This is a genomic window from Croceicoccus pelagius (assembly GCF_001661915.1).
Classification (GTDB): domain Bacteria; phylum Pseudomonadota; class Alphaproteobacteria; order Sphingomonadales; family Sphingomonadaceae; genus Croceicoccus; species Croceicoccus pelagius.
Genome location: NZ_LYWY01000037.1, coordinates 92370 through 106176, shown reverse-complemented (window position 1 = coordinate 106176; position 13807 = coordinate 92370). Strand labels below are relative to the sequence as shown.

Here is a 13807-nt window from a genome sequence, read left to right as displayed (position 1 = left end):
TCAATACGTCAGATCAGTTTGCGAGGCTGAGGACGGGCTCGTCGCTTTTCGAAGCGGCCGCGCCCTTGGCCGGACGCTGCGCGAATTTGCCTTCGACGGCGGCGCCCTGTTCGATCGTCAGCGTGTCGTAGAAAACGTCGCCGGTGATCTTCGCGCTGCGCAGGATGACCAGCGTCTTGGCGTTGATCGAGCCGTCGACCGTGCCGGCCAGGCGAGCCGAATCCGCCTCGATCGCACCGTTGATCACGCTCTGCTCACCCTGGACGAGCGTGCCGCAAGTGATGTCGCCGTCGATGCTGCCATCGATGTGCAGGTCGTCGGTGGCGTTGATGTCGCCCTTGATCTTGATGTCCGGTCCGAAAACCGAGAAAGTCGAGCTGTTGCTGGCCACGTGATTAACCGTTCTTTGCGGGCGCTGCTCCGCCACTTTGCTTTGCTTCGAGAACACGTTTCGCTCCGGAAAGGCTCGCGCCCTTTTCGAGAATGGGACGCGGATTGACCGCGCGATTGTTGATGCGCACTTCAAAGTGGAGGTGCGGACCCGTCGAACGGCCGGTCGATCCGATACGGCCGATGATGTCGCCGGCCTTTACCGCTTCGCCGACCTTGGCGTCAAACTTCGACATGTGGGCATAGCGGGTCATCATGCCGTTGCCGTGGCGGATTTCCACGACTTTGCCGTATCCGCCCTTCCAGCCGACGTAGCTGACCTTGCCCTTGGCAGCGGCGTGGATCGGCGTGCCCACCGGACCGCGGAAATCGAGGCCCTTGTGCATCGCTGCGTGTCCGTTGAACGGGTCACGGCGATAGCCGAATGGCGAGGAGATCATGTCTTTGGCCGCCGGAAGCACGTTCGGAATACCTTCGAGGCCGCGTTCAAGCGCGCTCATCCGCGCGAGCGAGAGACCCAGCTTTTCGAAACGAGGGTCCAGGCCCTTATCGCCACTGCTGAAAGCTTCGAACGGGCCACCCATGGCAACCGGTTCGGCGGTGCGCACGATCGCCTTGGGGTCGAGGCCGAGGCGGCGGATTTCGCTGGCGGCCTGCTCTGCACGCGTGTCGGCAAGGCGAGTGAGACCTTCGACGAAGGCGAGCTGGCGCGCTTCAAGATGGGCGAGGGCCGAAGCCTCGGGCAGGGCGGCGCTGACCTTTTCGATCGTGGCTTGCGTTTGGTCGGTGCTGTCCTGCACGCCGGCAACGCCGTTGGTGGGAAGCTGGCCTAGGTGGCTTTCGACCATGTCGTCGATGAAGTCCTGACGGCGGACCAGGTCGTCGGCCACCGCGTCGATGTCCTCGCGATAGGCGGCAACGCGGCTTTCGGCCGTGGCGACCTTGGCTTCGCGGCTGGCAAGCTCGACAGCGTCCTGGTGCGTCAGCCACTCGTTCACGAGGGCAGTGGCCATCGTTCCGGTCCATACGACCGTGAGAGCCGCGATGGCGGCGGCGCAGCGCTTCTGGAATTTCCCGCTGATGCGGACGAACCGCACCTGACCTTGCGAACGCATGATGAATTCGCGATCCGGAAACCAGTTCTGCAGGCGGGTGGCAAGCCCGCTGACAACCTGTGTCACAGTTAGACCCCATAGTCCCTTGCAGTTCCGCTGGGGGTGCGAAACTTTCCCGTCGACGAAAGGGCTAACAGGGCCAAGGTTAACGTCGAGTTCCCGAATCTGACTTTCAGATGAACCGTTGGCCCAACGGGACGAGCCGAGCCGTTACCGTGCATAAATTCACAGGCCCTCGGGAACGCTCTTAGATTTAAGGCGTTTCGTCGCATCGCGCCAGTGGCGCTGACAGGGGTGTCAGTAGATTCGCTGGCGCATGCCGGAACGTCCGCAGGCCTGTGCCGTTGCGTTGATGAGCCCGCAAAACCCGCCGCTCTTGCGGGAAAATCCCTGACAGAACGCCCCCAAAGATGATAGGCGCGCCTATATGAACACACAGACCGAACTCGCCCCCGAGAAAACCGAAACCGATGTCGAGACGCTAATCGCCGGCCTTGCCGCCGATGCCCGCACGGCCCAGCGCAAGCTTGCGCAGATGAGCGATGCCGACAAGGCGACGGCGCTTCACCTCGCCGCACAGGCGCTGCGCGATGCTGCCCCGAAGATTCTTGCAGAAAACGCCAAGGACGTTGCAGCCGGTGAGGAACGCGGGCTCTCGGGCGCGATGCTCGACCGACTCCGTCTCGACGAAGCGCGCCTTTCCGGCATTGCCGATGCCGTCGACCAGGTCGCTGACCTTTCCGACCCCGTCGGTGAAGTCATCGATTCCAGCGAGCGTCCCAATGGCCTCAAGCTATCGCGCGTGCGCGTGCCGATAGGTGTCATCGGCATCATCTACGAAAGCCGCCCGAACGTGACTGCCGATGCCGCCGTCCTGTGCGTGCGCGCCGGCAATGCCGCGATCCTGCGCGGTGGTAGCGAGGCCGTGCATTCGAACCACGCCATCCTCGCCGCTCTGTCGAAGGGTCTGGCCGAGGGCGGAATCCCCGAGAAGGCGGTCCAGCTGGTTCCGACCCAGGATCGCGCCGCTGTCGGCGCCCTGCTGCGCGCAACCGGCGCGGTCGACATGATCGTCCCGCGCGGCGGCAAGTCGCTGGTCGCCCGCGTGCAGGACGAGGCCCGCGTGCCGGTGCTCGCCCACCTCGACGGCATTTGCCACACCTACATCCACTCGGCCGCCGACAAGGACATGGCCGAGCAAGTCGCGGTAAACGCCAAGATGCGCCGCACCGGCATTTGCGGCGCGATGGAAACGCTACTGGTCGACGCTTCGTACCCTGAGGCGTCGGCACTTGTCGGCAAGCTGCTCGACGCGGGCTGCGAACTGCGCGGCGATGGCCGGGCGCAGTCGCTTGACAAGCGGGTGCTGCCCGCGACGGACGAGGACTGGGATACCGAATATCTCGAAGCCGTGGCCTCGGTCGCGGTCGTCGACGGCATTGATGCCGCGTTGTCGCACATTGCCGAACATTCCTCGGGCCATACCGACGTGATTGTGACGTCTGATGCCGAGGCCGAGCAGACTTTCCTCAATTCGGTCGATTCGGCGATTGTCATGGCCAATGCCTCCAGCCAGTTCGCCGATGGCGGCGAATTCGGTCTTGGCGCAGAAATCGGCATTGCCACGGGGCGCATTCACGCGCGCGGCCCGGTCGCTCTCGAAGGGCTGACCACTTACAAGTGGCAGGTGCGCGGAACGGGTCAGACTCGTCCGTAACTTGTCGAGGTCCTGCGGTTGAGCGCGCCGATCTATACCGGCCTCTTGGGCGGGAGCTTCAATCCCGCCCACGGTGGGCACCGGCGAATCACGCTATTCGCGAAAGATGCGCTGGCACTGGACGAGGTCTGGTGGCTGGTCTCGCCGGGTAATCCGCTGAAGCCCAAGAAGGGCATGGCGCCATTGAACGCGCGGGTCGCGTCGGCCCGCAAGCAGGCCCGCCGCGCCCCGATCCGCGTGACCGCGATCGAGCGGGAGCTCGGAACGGTGTTCACCGCCGATACGCTTCAGGCCATCGTAAGGCGTTATCCGCATAGGCGTTTCATCTGGCTGATGGGGTCCGACAATCTGGCCCAGTTCCACCGCTGGAAGGATTGGCGGCGGATAGCGCGAACCATGCCGATTGCGGTGATCGCTCGTCCGGGATATGATGCCCATGCCGTGACAAGCCCTGCCACGGCCTGGCTAAGGCGCTTCCGGGTGCCTTTGTCCGGATTACGCAACCGGGGAAGTTGGAGCGCACCGGCACTGGTGTTCCTGGCATTCGATCCCGATCCGCGCTCGGCCACCGCCCGGCGCAATGCTATGCCCGATTGGGCAGGGGCCTTTTCTGCTTCAAGACCGCGCGATGCGGTCACGCGGAAGGTTCTATCGGGGCCGACGCATGGGGACCTGGCTTGATCGCCGCGACACCCGTGTCCGTTTCATCACAGTTCGGTTGCATAACGCCTGCATGGTGCAGGCACCCGGCGGTTTGCGCCGCGGGGAATTGAAGGGCGAAGACGAGGAGCCTACATAACACCCATGAACCAGGCCCAAGCCATGCCGGAGCAGACCGGCTTCAACACCCCCGGATCGGGCATTGCCGACATCGATGCCGAACCGGGTTCCCTGCACGAACTGGTCCTCCAGTCGCTTGACGACGACCAGGCGCAGGAAATCGTCTCCATCGACCTTGCCGGCAAAAGCTCGATCGCGGACCAGATGGTCATCGCGAGTGGCCGCTCCAGCCGTCAGGTTGCCGCGATCGCGCAGAAACTTGCCGAGCGGGTGAAGGCTGGCGGTTTCGGATCGGTACGCATCGAAGGCCTTCCGGCCGCCGACTGGGTGCTGATCGACGCGGGCGACGTGCTCGTCCACATCTTCCGCCCCGAAGTGCGTACGTTCTACAACCTGGAACGCATGTGGGGTTTTGGCGAGGGCGGCAACGCCTGAGCTGAACCGCGGATCCTGTCCTCCGCAGCCGGGATAACCGGCCGGGGCGCTGGACGCGAATTGTGCGAGCGGTGTAACAGGCCCTCATGCGCCTGCACGTCATCGCTCGCGGAAAGATCGGCCGCTCGGCAGAGGCCGAGCTGGTTCAGCGCTATGCCAAGCGCGTGACCTGGCCGATGAAGTGGACCGAGCTGCCCGACACCGGCGGCACGGTACCCGCTTCACTGACGCCTGCGAAACAGGTCCTGCTGGATGAGCGGGGCAAGCAGATGTCGTCCGAAGATTTCGCCAAATTGCTGGAACGCTGGCGCGACGATGGCGTGCGCGAGGCGCGGTTTTTGATCGGCGCTGCCGACGGGCACGGCGATGCCGCGCGCGAAGAGGCAGACGTGCTGTTGGGTTTCGGCCCGATGACTTGGCCGCACCTGATGGTGCGTGCGATGCTGGCCGAACAGCTTTGGCGGGCGACCAGCATTCTGGCCGGTCACCCCTATCACCGGGCCGGGTAGATGCGCCTGCGCTTTGCCATCCTGACGCTTGCCCTGCTGCCCGCTGCCGCTGGCGCGGTGACGAGCGCGGAAGACCGGCTTCGTGAAGTCGAGGCGGCAAGGGCGGAAGCACAGCGCAAGGCGGCGGAATTTGCCGATCAGGCGCGCCTGATCGAGGATCGCGCGCTGAAGTCGGAAGCACGGGCGAGGGCGCTATCCGCCGAAGTGGCCGAGACGCAGAACCGGCTGGAGGCCGCGCAACTGCGCGCGGAGGCTTCGGAAAACCGTCTTGCCGTGCTGCGCGACGAACTCGCGAACAAGCGTGCGCCACTGTCCCGCATGATGGCCGGGCTTCAGCGGCTGGCGCAGCGCCCCGCACTGCTTCTGGTGATGCGCCCGTCCTCGACCCGCGATTTTGTGCGGATGCGATCGATGGTTGCGGGCATGCAGCCGCAGATCGCGGCGCACACAAGGGAACTGCGCGGCGATCTGGCCGAGGCACGCGATCTTGCCGCAACCGCGCGGCGCGCCCGTGAAGAAGGCGAGCAGGCGAGGGCGGACCTCACCGAAAGGCGCGCAGAGCTTCAGGCGATGGGCGTCGAGGACCGGATGACCGCCGAAAAGCTGGTCGATGCCGCGAACGAGGCACGGCGCGAGGCAACCTTGCGCGGCGCACAGGTCCGGTCGATCGGCGCTCTTGTCGCAGAGGAACAGCAGGGCGAGCGCACACTTGCCGCGCTATCGGCGCTTCCGGCCCCCACGCTGCTGGCCTCCACCACGGCTGCAAAGACCGATCCCGACGCCCCGCGCCTGCCGGTTCGCGGGGACATTCTTGCAGGTTTCGGCGAACGCGACGCCGCAGGCGGGCGCAGCAGCGGCATGACGATCGCGCCGCGCGGCGGTGCGCCAATAGTTGCGCCGCTGGCGGGCGAAGTCGCCTTCGCCGGGCCGTTTCGCGGCTATGGTACGATCGTCATCCTGCGCCATCCCGATGGCAAGCTCAGCCTGCTTGCAGGTCTTGATCGCACCGCCGTCAAAACCGGCACCAAGGTCAGGCGCGGCGAAATTATCGGCAGCGCACCCGATGCAGAGCCGCGCATCCTTTACGAATTGCGGCAGGGAAGGCGGGCGATTCATCCCTTGCTGGCACGCTGAAACGCGCTGAAAACCTGCCATCTGGCGTTAAGCCTTCATGCGCTATACATTTGTTCGTGATGCGTGGCGGCCACCCATGCCGCGCGACAAAAAGGATCAAGTTACCCATGGCCATTCGCCTCGCGCCGTTCCTGCGCTCTGCGGCTCTCGTGACCGCACTTGCCATGCTGCCCGCCACGACTGCCGGCCTTGCCGCCGTCGATGCCCGCAGCGCTCCGGAATTCGGCAAGCTGATGGTCATTTACCAGCGGGTGAAGGCGAATTACGTCGATCAGGTCGATGATGAAAAGCTGCTGCGCGGCGCGATCGACGGCATGCTGGCCAGCCTCGATCCGCATTCGGGCTATCTCGATGCAACCGCTTTCGAGAGCTTGCGCACCCAGACCGACGGCAACTACGGCGGCCTTGGCCTCTCGGTCACGATGGAAGACGGCGTGGTCAAGGTCATCGCCCCGACCAAGGGTACCCCGGCCGAAACTGCCGGTATTAAGGCGGGCGACTACATCACGCACCTCAACGGCAAGCTGATCTATGGCGGAACGCTGGACGAAGCGGTCGATCAGATGCGTGGGCGTCCGGGCACCGACATCAAGCTCACCATTTATCGCTCGGGCCGCGAAGAGCCGTTCGACGTCAACGTTACGCGCGCGATCATCGAATTGACCCCCGTCGAGTGGGAAGTCGATGGCAATATGGGCGTGATCACCGTTTCCTCGTTCAGTGCCAACGTCGGCCGCGATGTCGAGCGGGCGATGAACGGAATTCGTACCAAGCTGGGCAAGATGCCCGAAGGCATCGTGATCGACCTGCGCTCCAACCCCGGCGGTCTGCTGGATGAGGCAGTCGCCATGTCGGACCTGTTCCTCGACAAGGGCCAGATCGTGTCGCAGCGCGGTCGTTTCGCGCGCGACAATGAAAGCTACGTCGCACGTACCGGCGATATCGCGCGCGGCATCCCGCTGGTCGTTCTGATCGATTCAGGCTCGGCGTCGGCCTCCGAAATCGTGGCCGGCGCATTGCAGGACCATCACCGCGCGCTCGTCATGGGGCAGCGCAGTTTCGGCAAAGGCAGCGTACAGACGCTGGTTCCGCTCACTAACGACAGCGCGCTGAAGCTGACGACGGCGCGGTATTACACGCCGTCGGGCAAATCGGTTCAGGAAGGCGGGATCGAGCCGGATATCGCCGTGCCGCAGCTGTCCGACCCCGATGCCCGCGCCCGCGCCGAACGTGCAATCCGCGAATCCGATCTCCGCGGTCACCTGATCAACGAACTTCAGGTCGAGGACCAGGAACTGGAAAAGGACCTGATCGACGATCCGCGTTTCCAGATTTCGGCAGAGGAGCTGGAGAAGCAGGGCATCAAGGACTTCCAGATGCACTACGCGCTGGATACCTTGCGCAATACCCGGCTGGCGCAGAAGCACACCGGTGCGGCCAAGCCCTGATCTGATCTGATATTTCCGGACCGACAATGACCGCCGACCTGAAACTTGCGCGCCTGCTTGCGCTGCTTATCCCCGCAGCCCTTCTCGCGGGAGCCTATATCTCGCAATACGGCTTCGGGCTTTACCCTTGCGAGATGTGCTGGTGGCAGCGCTGGCCGCATTTCGCTGCCGTTGCGATCGCATTGCTTGCTTTTGTCGTGCCGGGAGATGCCGCAAAGGTTTGGCTGGTGCGTCTGGCTGCGATTGCCGTTCTGATCTCCGGCCTCATCGGCGCGTTCCATGCGGGTGTCGAATATGGCTGGTGGGAAGGGTTCACTCAGTGCACCTCGCTCGAAATCGCCGAGGGGCAGAGCGCGCTCGACGCGATCATGGGCGCGCCCACGGTGCGCTGCGATGAAGTGCAGTGGTCGTTGTTCGGCATCTCGCTCGCAGGCTGGAACTTCCTGATCTCGGGTATTGGCGCTATCGTCGTCCTCGTTCTCTCGGCACGGACGGGCCGGTCGGGCGTTGGTAGGGCATGACGATGACCGAAGCGGAAAAGAAGCAGCGGATCGAATCGATGATCCGCGTCGACCAGGCCGGTGAATATGGCGCAACGCGCATCTATGCGGGTCAGCTAGCCGTCATGGGCGACCGTGCGCCGGGCGCGGGCGAAATTGCCGCGATGGCGCAGCAGGAAGCGGATCACCGCGCGCGTTTCGATGCCCTGATGGCGGAACGCGGCGTGCGTCCCACATTGCTTCAGCCGATCTGGGACAAGGCCGGTTTTGCGCTTGGCGCCGTAACCGCGCTGATCGGGCCCGAAGCCGCAATGGCCTGCACTGCCGCGATCGAGACCGAGATCGAACGCCACTATACCCAGCAGCTGGAAGAACTGGGCGAGGAAGATCCCGAGCTTTCCGCCATGGTCACCGAATTCCGCGATGACGAGCGTGAGCATCACGACGCCGCGATAAATGCCGGTGCCGAACGCGCGCCGGTCTATGGCCTGATGTCGGGCGCGATACGCCTCGGCTGCCGCGTTGCCATCGGGCTTTCAAAACGCATCTGACCAAAATGGCCCACCCTTCACCTGTCATTCAGTGCGAAGGGCACTTATATCAGGACTGGAAAACAGACCTCGCGCTTGAAGGAGGCGCATAGACCGATGACCCGCACGCTGATCGCTACCCTTGCCATCGCCACCGCCGGGATCGGCCTTGCCAGCCCCGCTTTCGCGCAGGAGGCAGAACCTGCCGTCAATTCGGTCATCGTCTATGGCGACCAGGAATGCCCGGTTCCGACCGCTGAAGAGATCGTCGTCTGCGTGAGGCAGGAAGATCCCTATCGCATTCCCAAGCCCCTGCGGCAAAGCGAGAGCAAGCAGAACGAAGCCTGGGCGCAGCGCGTTGCTGCCAATCGCGATGTCGGTTCCACCGGCGTCGGTTCGTGCACCGTGATCGGGCCCGAGGGTCAGACCGGCTGCACCGCCGCCATCATCGAGCAGGCCTATGCCGAAAAGGCCACCGGCTCCGACGTTCGCATGGGTCAGCTTGTCGCCGAAGCCCGCGCTGCCCGCCTTGCCGAGATCGACGAAGATGCCGCCGCCGAACAGGCCCGCGTCGAATCCATCGAGGCCGAGTACGAGGCCCGCCGCAAAGCGCAGGAAGCCGCCGCCGCCGAGGACGAGCCGCTGCCGGAAATCGTTGCGGAATAAACCGTTTAGCGCCGCGGCCTAGATGCCTCGGTATTTCCTGAACCAGTCGACGAAGGCGGGAACGCCTGCGTCCACCGAAGTCGTCGGCGCATAGCCGAGATCGCGGCTGATTGCCGTGATGTCGGCATAAGTGCGCGGCACATCGCCCGGCTGCATCGGCTTCATGTCGAGCTCCGCCTTGCGTCCGCAGGCGTCCTCCAACAGGCCGATGACGCGCATCAGCTGTTCGGGCTGGTTGTTGCCGATATTGTAGATCGTATGCGCCGTGGTGCTGCCACCGGGCTTTTTCGAGCCGTCATCGGCGGGCGGACAGTCCAGTGATGCGACCACGCCGGCGATGATGTCGTCGATGTAAGTAAAGTCCCGATACATTTCGCCGTTGTTGAACACGGGGATGGGCTGGCCTGACAGGATGCGGTCCGTGAAGATCCACATCATCATGTCGGGCCGTCCCCATGGCCCATAGACGGTGAAGAACCGCAGCCCCGTCATCGGCAGCTTGTAAAGATGGGCGTAAGTTTCGCTCATCAGTTCGTCCGCCTTCTTCGTGGCGGCGTAGAGCGAGACGGGATGATCGACCCTGTCGTCGACGTCGAACGGCACTTTCTCGTTCCCGCCATAGACCGAGGACGAGCTGGCATAGACCATGTGCGCGACCGAGCGTTCGCGCGCGAATTCGAGCATGTTCACATGGCCGACGAGGTTCGACTGCGCATAGGCGTGCGGATTGTCGATCGAATAGCGCACGCCCGCCTGGGCACCCAGATGCGCGATCCGGTCGATCGTTTCGCCTTCCAGCGCGCTACGCAGCTTTGCCATGTCGGCAAAGTCCAGCTCGATGAAGCGGAACCGGTTGCCCGCGCCCTGGCAGATATCGGTCAGCCGGTCACGCTTCAGCGCGACATCGTAATAGTTGTTGAGGTTGTCGATCCCGACGACCCGCTCACCCCGAGCCAGCAAGGCCTTTGCCAGCGCCGCGCCGATGAACCCGGCGACCCCGGTGACGAGCGTGGTCGTCATCGTCCCTGCCCCGTCAGGACAGCGCGATGTCGGGCGCGTCTTCCTGCTTCATGCCGACGACGTGATAGCCGCAATCGACGTGATGGGTTTCGCCCGTCACGCCGGACGAAAGGTCGGACAGAAGGTAGAGCGCCGAGCCGCCGACATCGTCGATCGTGACGTTGCGCCGCATCGGGGCGTTCAATTCGTTCCACTTCAGGATGTAGCGGAAATCGCCGATGCCGCTGGCGGCCAGCGTCTTGATCGGGCCTGCAGAAATGCCGTTCACGCGGATGTTGTCGGGGCCAAGGTCGTTGGCCAGGTACTTTACGCTGGTTTCCAGCGCGGCCTTGGCGACGCCCATGACGTTGTAGTGCGGCACGACCTTTTCCGCGCCGTAGTACGTCAACGTCAGGATCGAGCCACCGTCGGTCATCAGCGGGGCCGCACGCTTGGTCACGGCAACGAGGCTGTAGGCCGAAATGTTCATTGTCATCAGGAAGTTGTCGAGGCTGGTGTCGACATACTTCCCGCGAAGTTCGTTCTTGTCGGAAAAGCCGATGGCGTGGACGATGAAGTCGATCTTCGGCCAGCGCGCGGCCAGCGTTTCGAACGCGGTGTCGAGCGCGTCCATGTCCGCCACGTCGCATTCCAGCAGGAAATCGCTGCCCAGGCTTTCGGCCAGCGGCTTGACGCGCTTGGCCAGTGCCTCGCCCTGATAGGAGAAGGCCAGTTCCGCGCCCTGTGCGCGAAGTGCCTTTGCAATGCCCCAAGCCAGCGACTTGTCGTTGGCGAGCCCCATGATCAGCCCGCGCTTGCCCTGCATCAGGGTTCCGGTGGGAAGAGCGTTTTCGTCCATGCCTGTTATCTTCGTTCCTGCTGGGCCGACGTTTCTTCGCCAGCCTCTGCTGTTTCCATGTCACGCACTGACGGCGTGTTGGCCAGCGCGGCATTAAGCTCCGCACCGACGACAAGCCCTAGCCCGACAAGCCAGAAAAAGAAAAGGGCGATCATCACGCCGGCAAGGCTTCCGTAGGTAAGGTCGTAGGCGAAGACCGTGCGCAGGACAGGGGGCAGGGCGACCGTCACCAGCATCCACCATCCCGCAACGAACAGCGCGCCGGGCCACTTGGGATATTCCGGTCCGCGGTATTTCTTGGGCGTCAGTGATACGAACAGAAGCCAGATCGACAGCAGCAGGCCAAACGCAGGAATAATGCGCGACAGCGAAAGCGCCGAACCAAGATCGGCCGCATCCGGGAACCAGGCGGTGATCATTTCCTGCACGGCCGAAATGTAGAACTGGGCCGAAAGCGACATCATCAGGAGGATGATCGAGCCGATGATGACGGCAACCGAAAGCAGGCGGTGTTTCAGAAAACTGGCCGAAGGCTTGGTGTGATAGGCGCGGTGCAGGATGTCGCGGATCGTCTCGATCAGGCTGCCCACAGTCCACAGCCCGAAGATCGCGCCTGCCCACAAGAGCCAGCCCGTCCGCGAGGAAACGACGTCCTTGGCAACAGGCTCGACCACTTCGGCGACGACAGCCGGCACCGCCAGCAGCAGAGCGTTGATCGCCGCCGTGCGGTCCTCGGCGTCGCCCAACAGAGAAAAGACGCCGGCGGCGACGATGAAGAACGGAAATAGCGACAGGATCGCCATATAGGCAAGGTTGCCCGCGTGGATGAAGCCGTCTTCCCACGCGCCCAGCAGGGTACACTTGATAACCTGGTACGTACGCGTCCCCGGGCCGATCTCGCTTCGGACCTTGTGGAGGTGGCGATTGATCCGCCGTCTCATCCGGCAGTCACCGGGCAAGGCACGAAGAGATATTCGGGTGTCACACGCCCAGCTTGGCCCGGATGGCGCGCGTATCGCTCCACCCCTCGAGCCGCTGCTTCAGGTCTGCGTCGTCTTCGGGAATATCGATTTCCAGCGTGACGAGCTGATCGCCGCGCGATCCGTCCTTGCGGGTGAAGCCCTTGCCCTTGAGGCGCAGGACCTTGCCTGACGAACTGCCCGGCGCGACGGTCAGCATGACCGCGCCGCTGGTCGTCGGCACTTTGACTTTCGCGCCGTTAACCGCCTCGTCCAGCGTCACGGGCAGATCGAGCCGCACGTCATCCCCGTCGCGGCGGAAGAAGGCGTGCGATTTCTCGACGATAGTGACCAGCGCATCGCCGGCGCCGCCCGGACCCTGCTCGCCCTTGCCGGACAGGCGCATCTGCGTTCCGTCCTCGGCCCCGTTGGGAAGCTTAAGGTCGATCGTCTTGCCGTCCGACAGCGTGATGCGCTGCGGGGCAAGGTTGGCGATGTCGGTCAGCGTAACCGCAAGCCGGTACTGCACGTTCGCGCCCTTGGGCGGAGGACGACGCGGACCGCCTCCCATGCCGCCGCCGAAACCGCCACCGGGGCCGCCACGCGCCGAACGCGGACCGCCGCCGCCGAAAATACCTTCGAACAGGTCGGAAAGGTCGACTTCCTCTGCGCCGAAACCGCCTGCGCCACTGCCGGGATGACCCCGCCGCCCGCCGCCAAAGCCTTGCCCGCCCATGCCGAAGGGCATTTGCGGATTGCCGTCGATGTCGATCTCGCCCCGGTCGAACTGGGCGCGCTTGTCCTTGTCGGACAGCAGGTCATACGCCTTCGTGACGTCGGAAAAACGTTCCGACGCCTTGGGGTTGTCCTTGTTTTTGTCGGGGTGAAGCTCTTTCGCCAGCTTGCGATAGGCGGACTTGATGTCCTTCTCGCTCGCGCCGCGCTGCACACCGAGGATCGAATAGGGATCGGCCATGATCGTTAGCTAGGAAGCATTTGCGCTTTACGCAACGGAGCAGTGTCGTGCATCGACCTTTGCGAAGGCGGCAGGGCATGCCTATGTTGCAAGCGCGGGGCGACGATGCGAGTCCGTCCGGCGCAGAATGGTCCCAGACAGCAGGCACGGCGAGAACAGTGGAACCCGAACTCCTGGCAGAAGACGCGATCCCGACCGGCGATCCCTTCAACCTCTTTGACGAGTGGTATGCGCTCGCACGAGAGCACGAGCCGAACGATTCGAACGCCATGGCGCTCGCCACGGCGAGCCCGAGCGGCGCACCGTCGGTTCGCATGGTCCTTCTGAAAGGGCACGGCGCGGATCTGGGGGCGGGCGGCGGTTTCGTGTTCTACACCAACCAGCACAGCCGCAAGGGCAGCGAGATCGCCGCCAATCCGCAGGCTGCTCTGTTGTTCCACTGGAAGAGCCTGCGCCGCCAGATCCGCATCGAGGGCCGGCTCGAACCGGTGAGCGAGGACATGGCGAACGCATATTTTTCCAGCCGCGCCCGCGATTCGCAGCTTGGCGCGCTCGCCAGCGACCAGTCGGCGCCGATGGCCGACCGTCGCGAGTTCCTGTCGCGGTTCGAGGAAGTTCGTCGCAAGTACGAAGGCAAGGACGTGCCGCGCCCCGACCATTGGGGCGGATTCCGCCTCGTGCCGCAAGCGATCGAGTTCTGGCACGACCGGCCATTCCGCCTGCACGAACGCCGGCGCTTCACGCGCAGCGCGAGCGGCTGGGCCAGCACTCTTCTCTATCCGTGAGTTCT

Annotated in this window: 16 protein-coding genes; 10 read left to right on the top strand and 6 right to left on the bottom strand. The window is 64.0% G+C overall.

The genetic code is table 11. The features are described from left to right. Positions 1 to 13: 13 nt before the first annotated feature. Together A9D15_RS09900 and A9D15_RS09895 are read right to left on the bottom strand one after the other, a co-directional pair. Positions 14 to 391 carry a bactofilin family protein gene (locus A9D15_RS09900; RefSeq protein ID WP_066765030.1) on the bottom strand — a complete coding sequence of 126 codons (378 nt, stop codon included), beginning with the start codon at positions 389 to 391 and terminating at the stop codon, positions 14 to 16. A 4-nt stretch (positions 392 to 395) separates the two neighbouring features. Then, positions 396 to 1571 (bottom strand): M23 family metallopeptidase, encoded by a 1176-nt coding sequence (locus A9D15_RS09895; RefSeq protein WP_229660282.1) that lies wholly within the window; start codon positions 1569 to 1571, stop codon positions 396 to 398. 361 nt (positions 1572 to 1932) lie between these two features. On the opposite strand from A9D15_RS09895, the gene A9D15_RS09890 reads away from it, so the two are divergent. The 9 genes from A9D15_RS09890 to A9D15_RS09850 all read left to right on the top strand — a co-directional run bounded on the left by A9D15_RS09890 (position 1933) and on the right by A9D15_RS09850 (position 9224). Continuing rightward, the gene (locus A9D15_RS09890) at positions 1933 to 3222 is read left to right on the top strand and encodes a glutamate-5-semialdehyde dehydrogenase (protein WP_066764477.1); all 1290 of its coding nucleotides are present in this window, start codon (positions 1933 to 1935) and stop codon (positions 3220 to 3222) included. Positions 3223 to 3240: 18 nt separating this feature from the next. Beyond that, positions 3241 to 3903, top strand: coding sequence for a nicotinate-nucleotide adenylyltransferase (locus tag A9D15_RS09885; RefSeq protein WP_066764476.1), 663 nt, complete (start codon positions 3241 to 3243; stop codon positions 3901 to 3903). A gap of 123 nt (positions 3904 to 4026) precedes the next feature. Beyond that, positions 4027 to 4437 carry a ribosome silencing factor gene (gene rsfS / locus A9D15_RS09880; RefSeq protein ID WP_082924394.1) on the top strand — a complete coding sequence of 137 codons (411 nt, stop codon included), beginning with the start codon at positions 4027 to 4029 and terminating at the stop codon, positions 4435 to 4437. A gap of 86 nt (positions 4438 to 4523) precedes the next feature. After that, positions 4524 to 4946 (top strand): 23S rRNA (pseudouridine(1915)-N(3))-methyltransferase RlmH, encoded by a 423-nt coding sequence (locus A9D15_RS09875; RefSeq protein WP_066764474.1) that lies wholly within the window; start codon positions 4524 to 4526, stop codon positions 4944 to 4946. Then, positions 4947 to 6080, top strand: coding sequence for a murein hydrolase activator EnvC family protein (locus A9D15_RS09870; RefSeq protein ID WP_066764472.1), 1134 nt, complete (start codon positions 4947 to 4949; stop codon positions 6078 to 6080). Between the two features lie 107 nt (positions 6081 to 6187). Further along, positions 6188 to 7528: a S41 family peptidase gene (locus A9D15_RS09865; protein WP_066764470.1), complete on the top strand. Its 1341-nt coding sequence runs from the start codon at positions 6188 to 6190 to the stop codon at positions 7526 to 7528. A 26-nt stretch (positions 7529 to 7554) separates the two neighbouring features. Then, positions 7555 to 8049, top strand: coding sequence for a disulfide bond formation protein B (locus tag A9D15_RS09860; RefSeq protein WP_066764468.1), 495 nt, complete (start codon positions 7555 to 7557; stop codon positions 8047 to 8049). Next, positions 8046 to 8579 (top strand): demethoxyubiquinone hydroxylase family protein, encoded by a 534-nt coding sequence (locus A9D15_RS09855; protein ID WP_244881975.1) that lies wholly within the window; start codon positions 8046 to 8048, stop codon positions 8577 to 8579. The genes A9D15_RS09860 and A9D15_RS09855 overlap by 4 nt, the downstream gene beginning before the upstream one ends. Positions 8580 to 8675: 96 nt before the next feature. After that, positions 8676 to 9224, top strand: coding sequence for a hypothetical protein (locus A9D15_RS09850; RefSeq protein ID WP_066764466.1), 549 nt, complete (start codon positions 8676 to 8678; stop codon positions 9222 to 9224). Positions 9225 to 9242: 18 nt separating this feature from the next. On the opposite strand, the gene A9D15_RS09845 is transcribed toward A9D15_RS09850, so the two are convergent. Genes A9D15_RS09845 through A9D15_RS09830 form a run of 4 tightly spaced genes read right to left on the bottom strand, consistent with a single transcriptional unit; the run spans position 9243 to position 13017 of the window. Then, complete coding sequence (locus tag A9D15_RS09845; protein ID WP_066764464.1) at positions 9243 to 10244, bottom strand: GDP-mannose 4,6-dehydratase; 1002 nt, start codon at positions 10242 to 10244, stop codon at positions 9243 to 9245. Positions 10245 to 10257: 13 nt separating this feature from the next. Then, positions 10258 to 11082 (bottom strand): enoyl-ACP reductase FabI, encoded by an 825-nt coding sequence (gene fabI, locus A9D15_RS09840; RefSeq protein WP_066764458.1) that lies wholly within the window; start codon positions 11080 to 11082, stop codon positions 10258 to 10260. A gap of 5 nt (positions 11083 to 11087) precedes the next feature. Beyond that, complete coding sequence (locus A9D15_RS09835; protein ID WP_066764456.1) at positions 11088 to 12023, bottom strand: YihY/virulence factor BrkB family protein; 936 nt, start codon at positions 12021 to 12023, stop codon at positions 11088 to 11090. A gap of 40 nt (positions 12024 to 12063) precedes the next feature. Next, the gene (locus tag A9D15_RS09830) at positions 12064 to 13017 is read right to left on the bottom strand and encodes a DnaJ C-terminal domain-containing protein (RefSeq protein ID WP_066764454.1); all 954 of its coding nucleotides are present in this window, start codon (positions 13015 to 13017) and stop codon (positions 12064 to 12066) included. Between the two features lie 158 nt (positions 13018 to 13175). Here A9D15_RS09830 and pdxH point away from each other — a divergent pair, with 158 nt between their 5' ends. Then, a complete protein-coding gene (gene pdxH, locus A9D15_RS09825) occupies positions 13176 to 13802 on the top strand; it encodes a pyridoxamine 5'-phosphate oxidase (RefSeq protein WP_066764452.1) in 627 nt (208 codons plus the stop codon). Positions 13803 to 13807: the final 5 nt, after the last annotated feature.

What these genes read in the sequence shown, in the direction of transcription:
- A9D15_RS09830 (WP_066764454.1), bottom strand. Translation starts at nt 13,017, where the DNA reads ATGGCCGATCCCTATTCGATCCTCGGTGTGCAGCGCGGCGCGAGCGAG.
- A9D15_RS09875 (WP_066764474.1), top strand. Translation starts at nt 4,524, where the DNA reads ATGCGCCTGCACGTCATCGCTCGCGGAAAGATCGGCCGCTCGGCAGAG.
- A9D15_RS09865 (WP_066764470.1), top strand. Translation starts at nt 6,188, where the DNA reads ATGGCCATTCGCCTCGCGCCGTTCCTGCGCTCTGCGGCTCTCGTGACC.
- A9D15_RS09855 (WP_244881975.1), top strand. Translation starts at nt 8,046, where the DNA reads ATGACGATGACCGAAGCGGAAAAGAAGCAGCGGATCGAATCGATGATC.
- rsfS (WP_082924394.1), top strand. Translation starts at nt 4,027, where the DNA reads ATGAACCAGGCCCAAGCCATGCCGGAGCAGACCGGCTTCAACACCCCC.
- A9D15_RS09835 (WP_066764456.1), bottom strand. Translation starts at nt 12,023, where the DNA reads ATGAGACGGCGGATCAATCGCCACCTCCACAAGGTCCGAAGCGAGATC.
- A9D15_RS09860 (WP_066764468.1), top strand. Translation starts at nt 7,555, where the DNA reads ATGACCGCCGACCTGAAACTTGCGCGCCTGCTTGCGCTGCTTATCCCC.
- A9D15_RS09845 (WP_066764464.1), bottom strand. Translation starts at nt 10,244, where the DNA reads ATGACGACCACGCTCGTCACCGGGGTCGCCGGGTTCATCGGCGCGGCG.
- A9D15_RS09870 (WP_066764472.1), top strand. Translation starts at nt 4,947, where the DNA reads ATGCGCCTGCGCTTTGCCATCCTGACGCTTGCCCTGCTGCCCGCTGCC.
- A9D15_RS09850 (WP_066764466.1), top strand. Translation starts at nt 8,676, where the DNA reads ATGACCCGCACGCTGATCGCTACCCTTGCCATCGCCACCGCCGGGATC.
- fabI (WP_066764458.1), bottom strand. Translation starts at nt 11,082, where the DNA reads ATGGACGAAAACGCTCTTCCCACCGGAACCCTGATGCAGGGCAAGCGC.
- A9D15_RS09890 (WP_066764477.1), top strand. Translation starts at nt 1,933, where the DNA reads ATGAACACACAGACCGAACTCGCCCCCGAGAAAACCGAAACCGATGTC.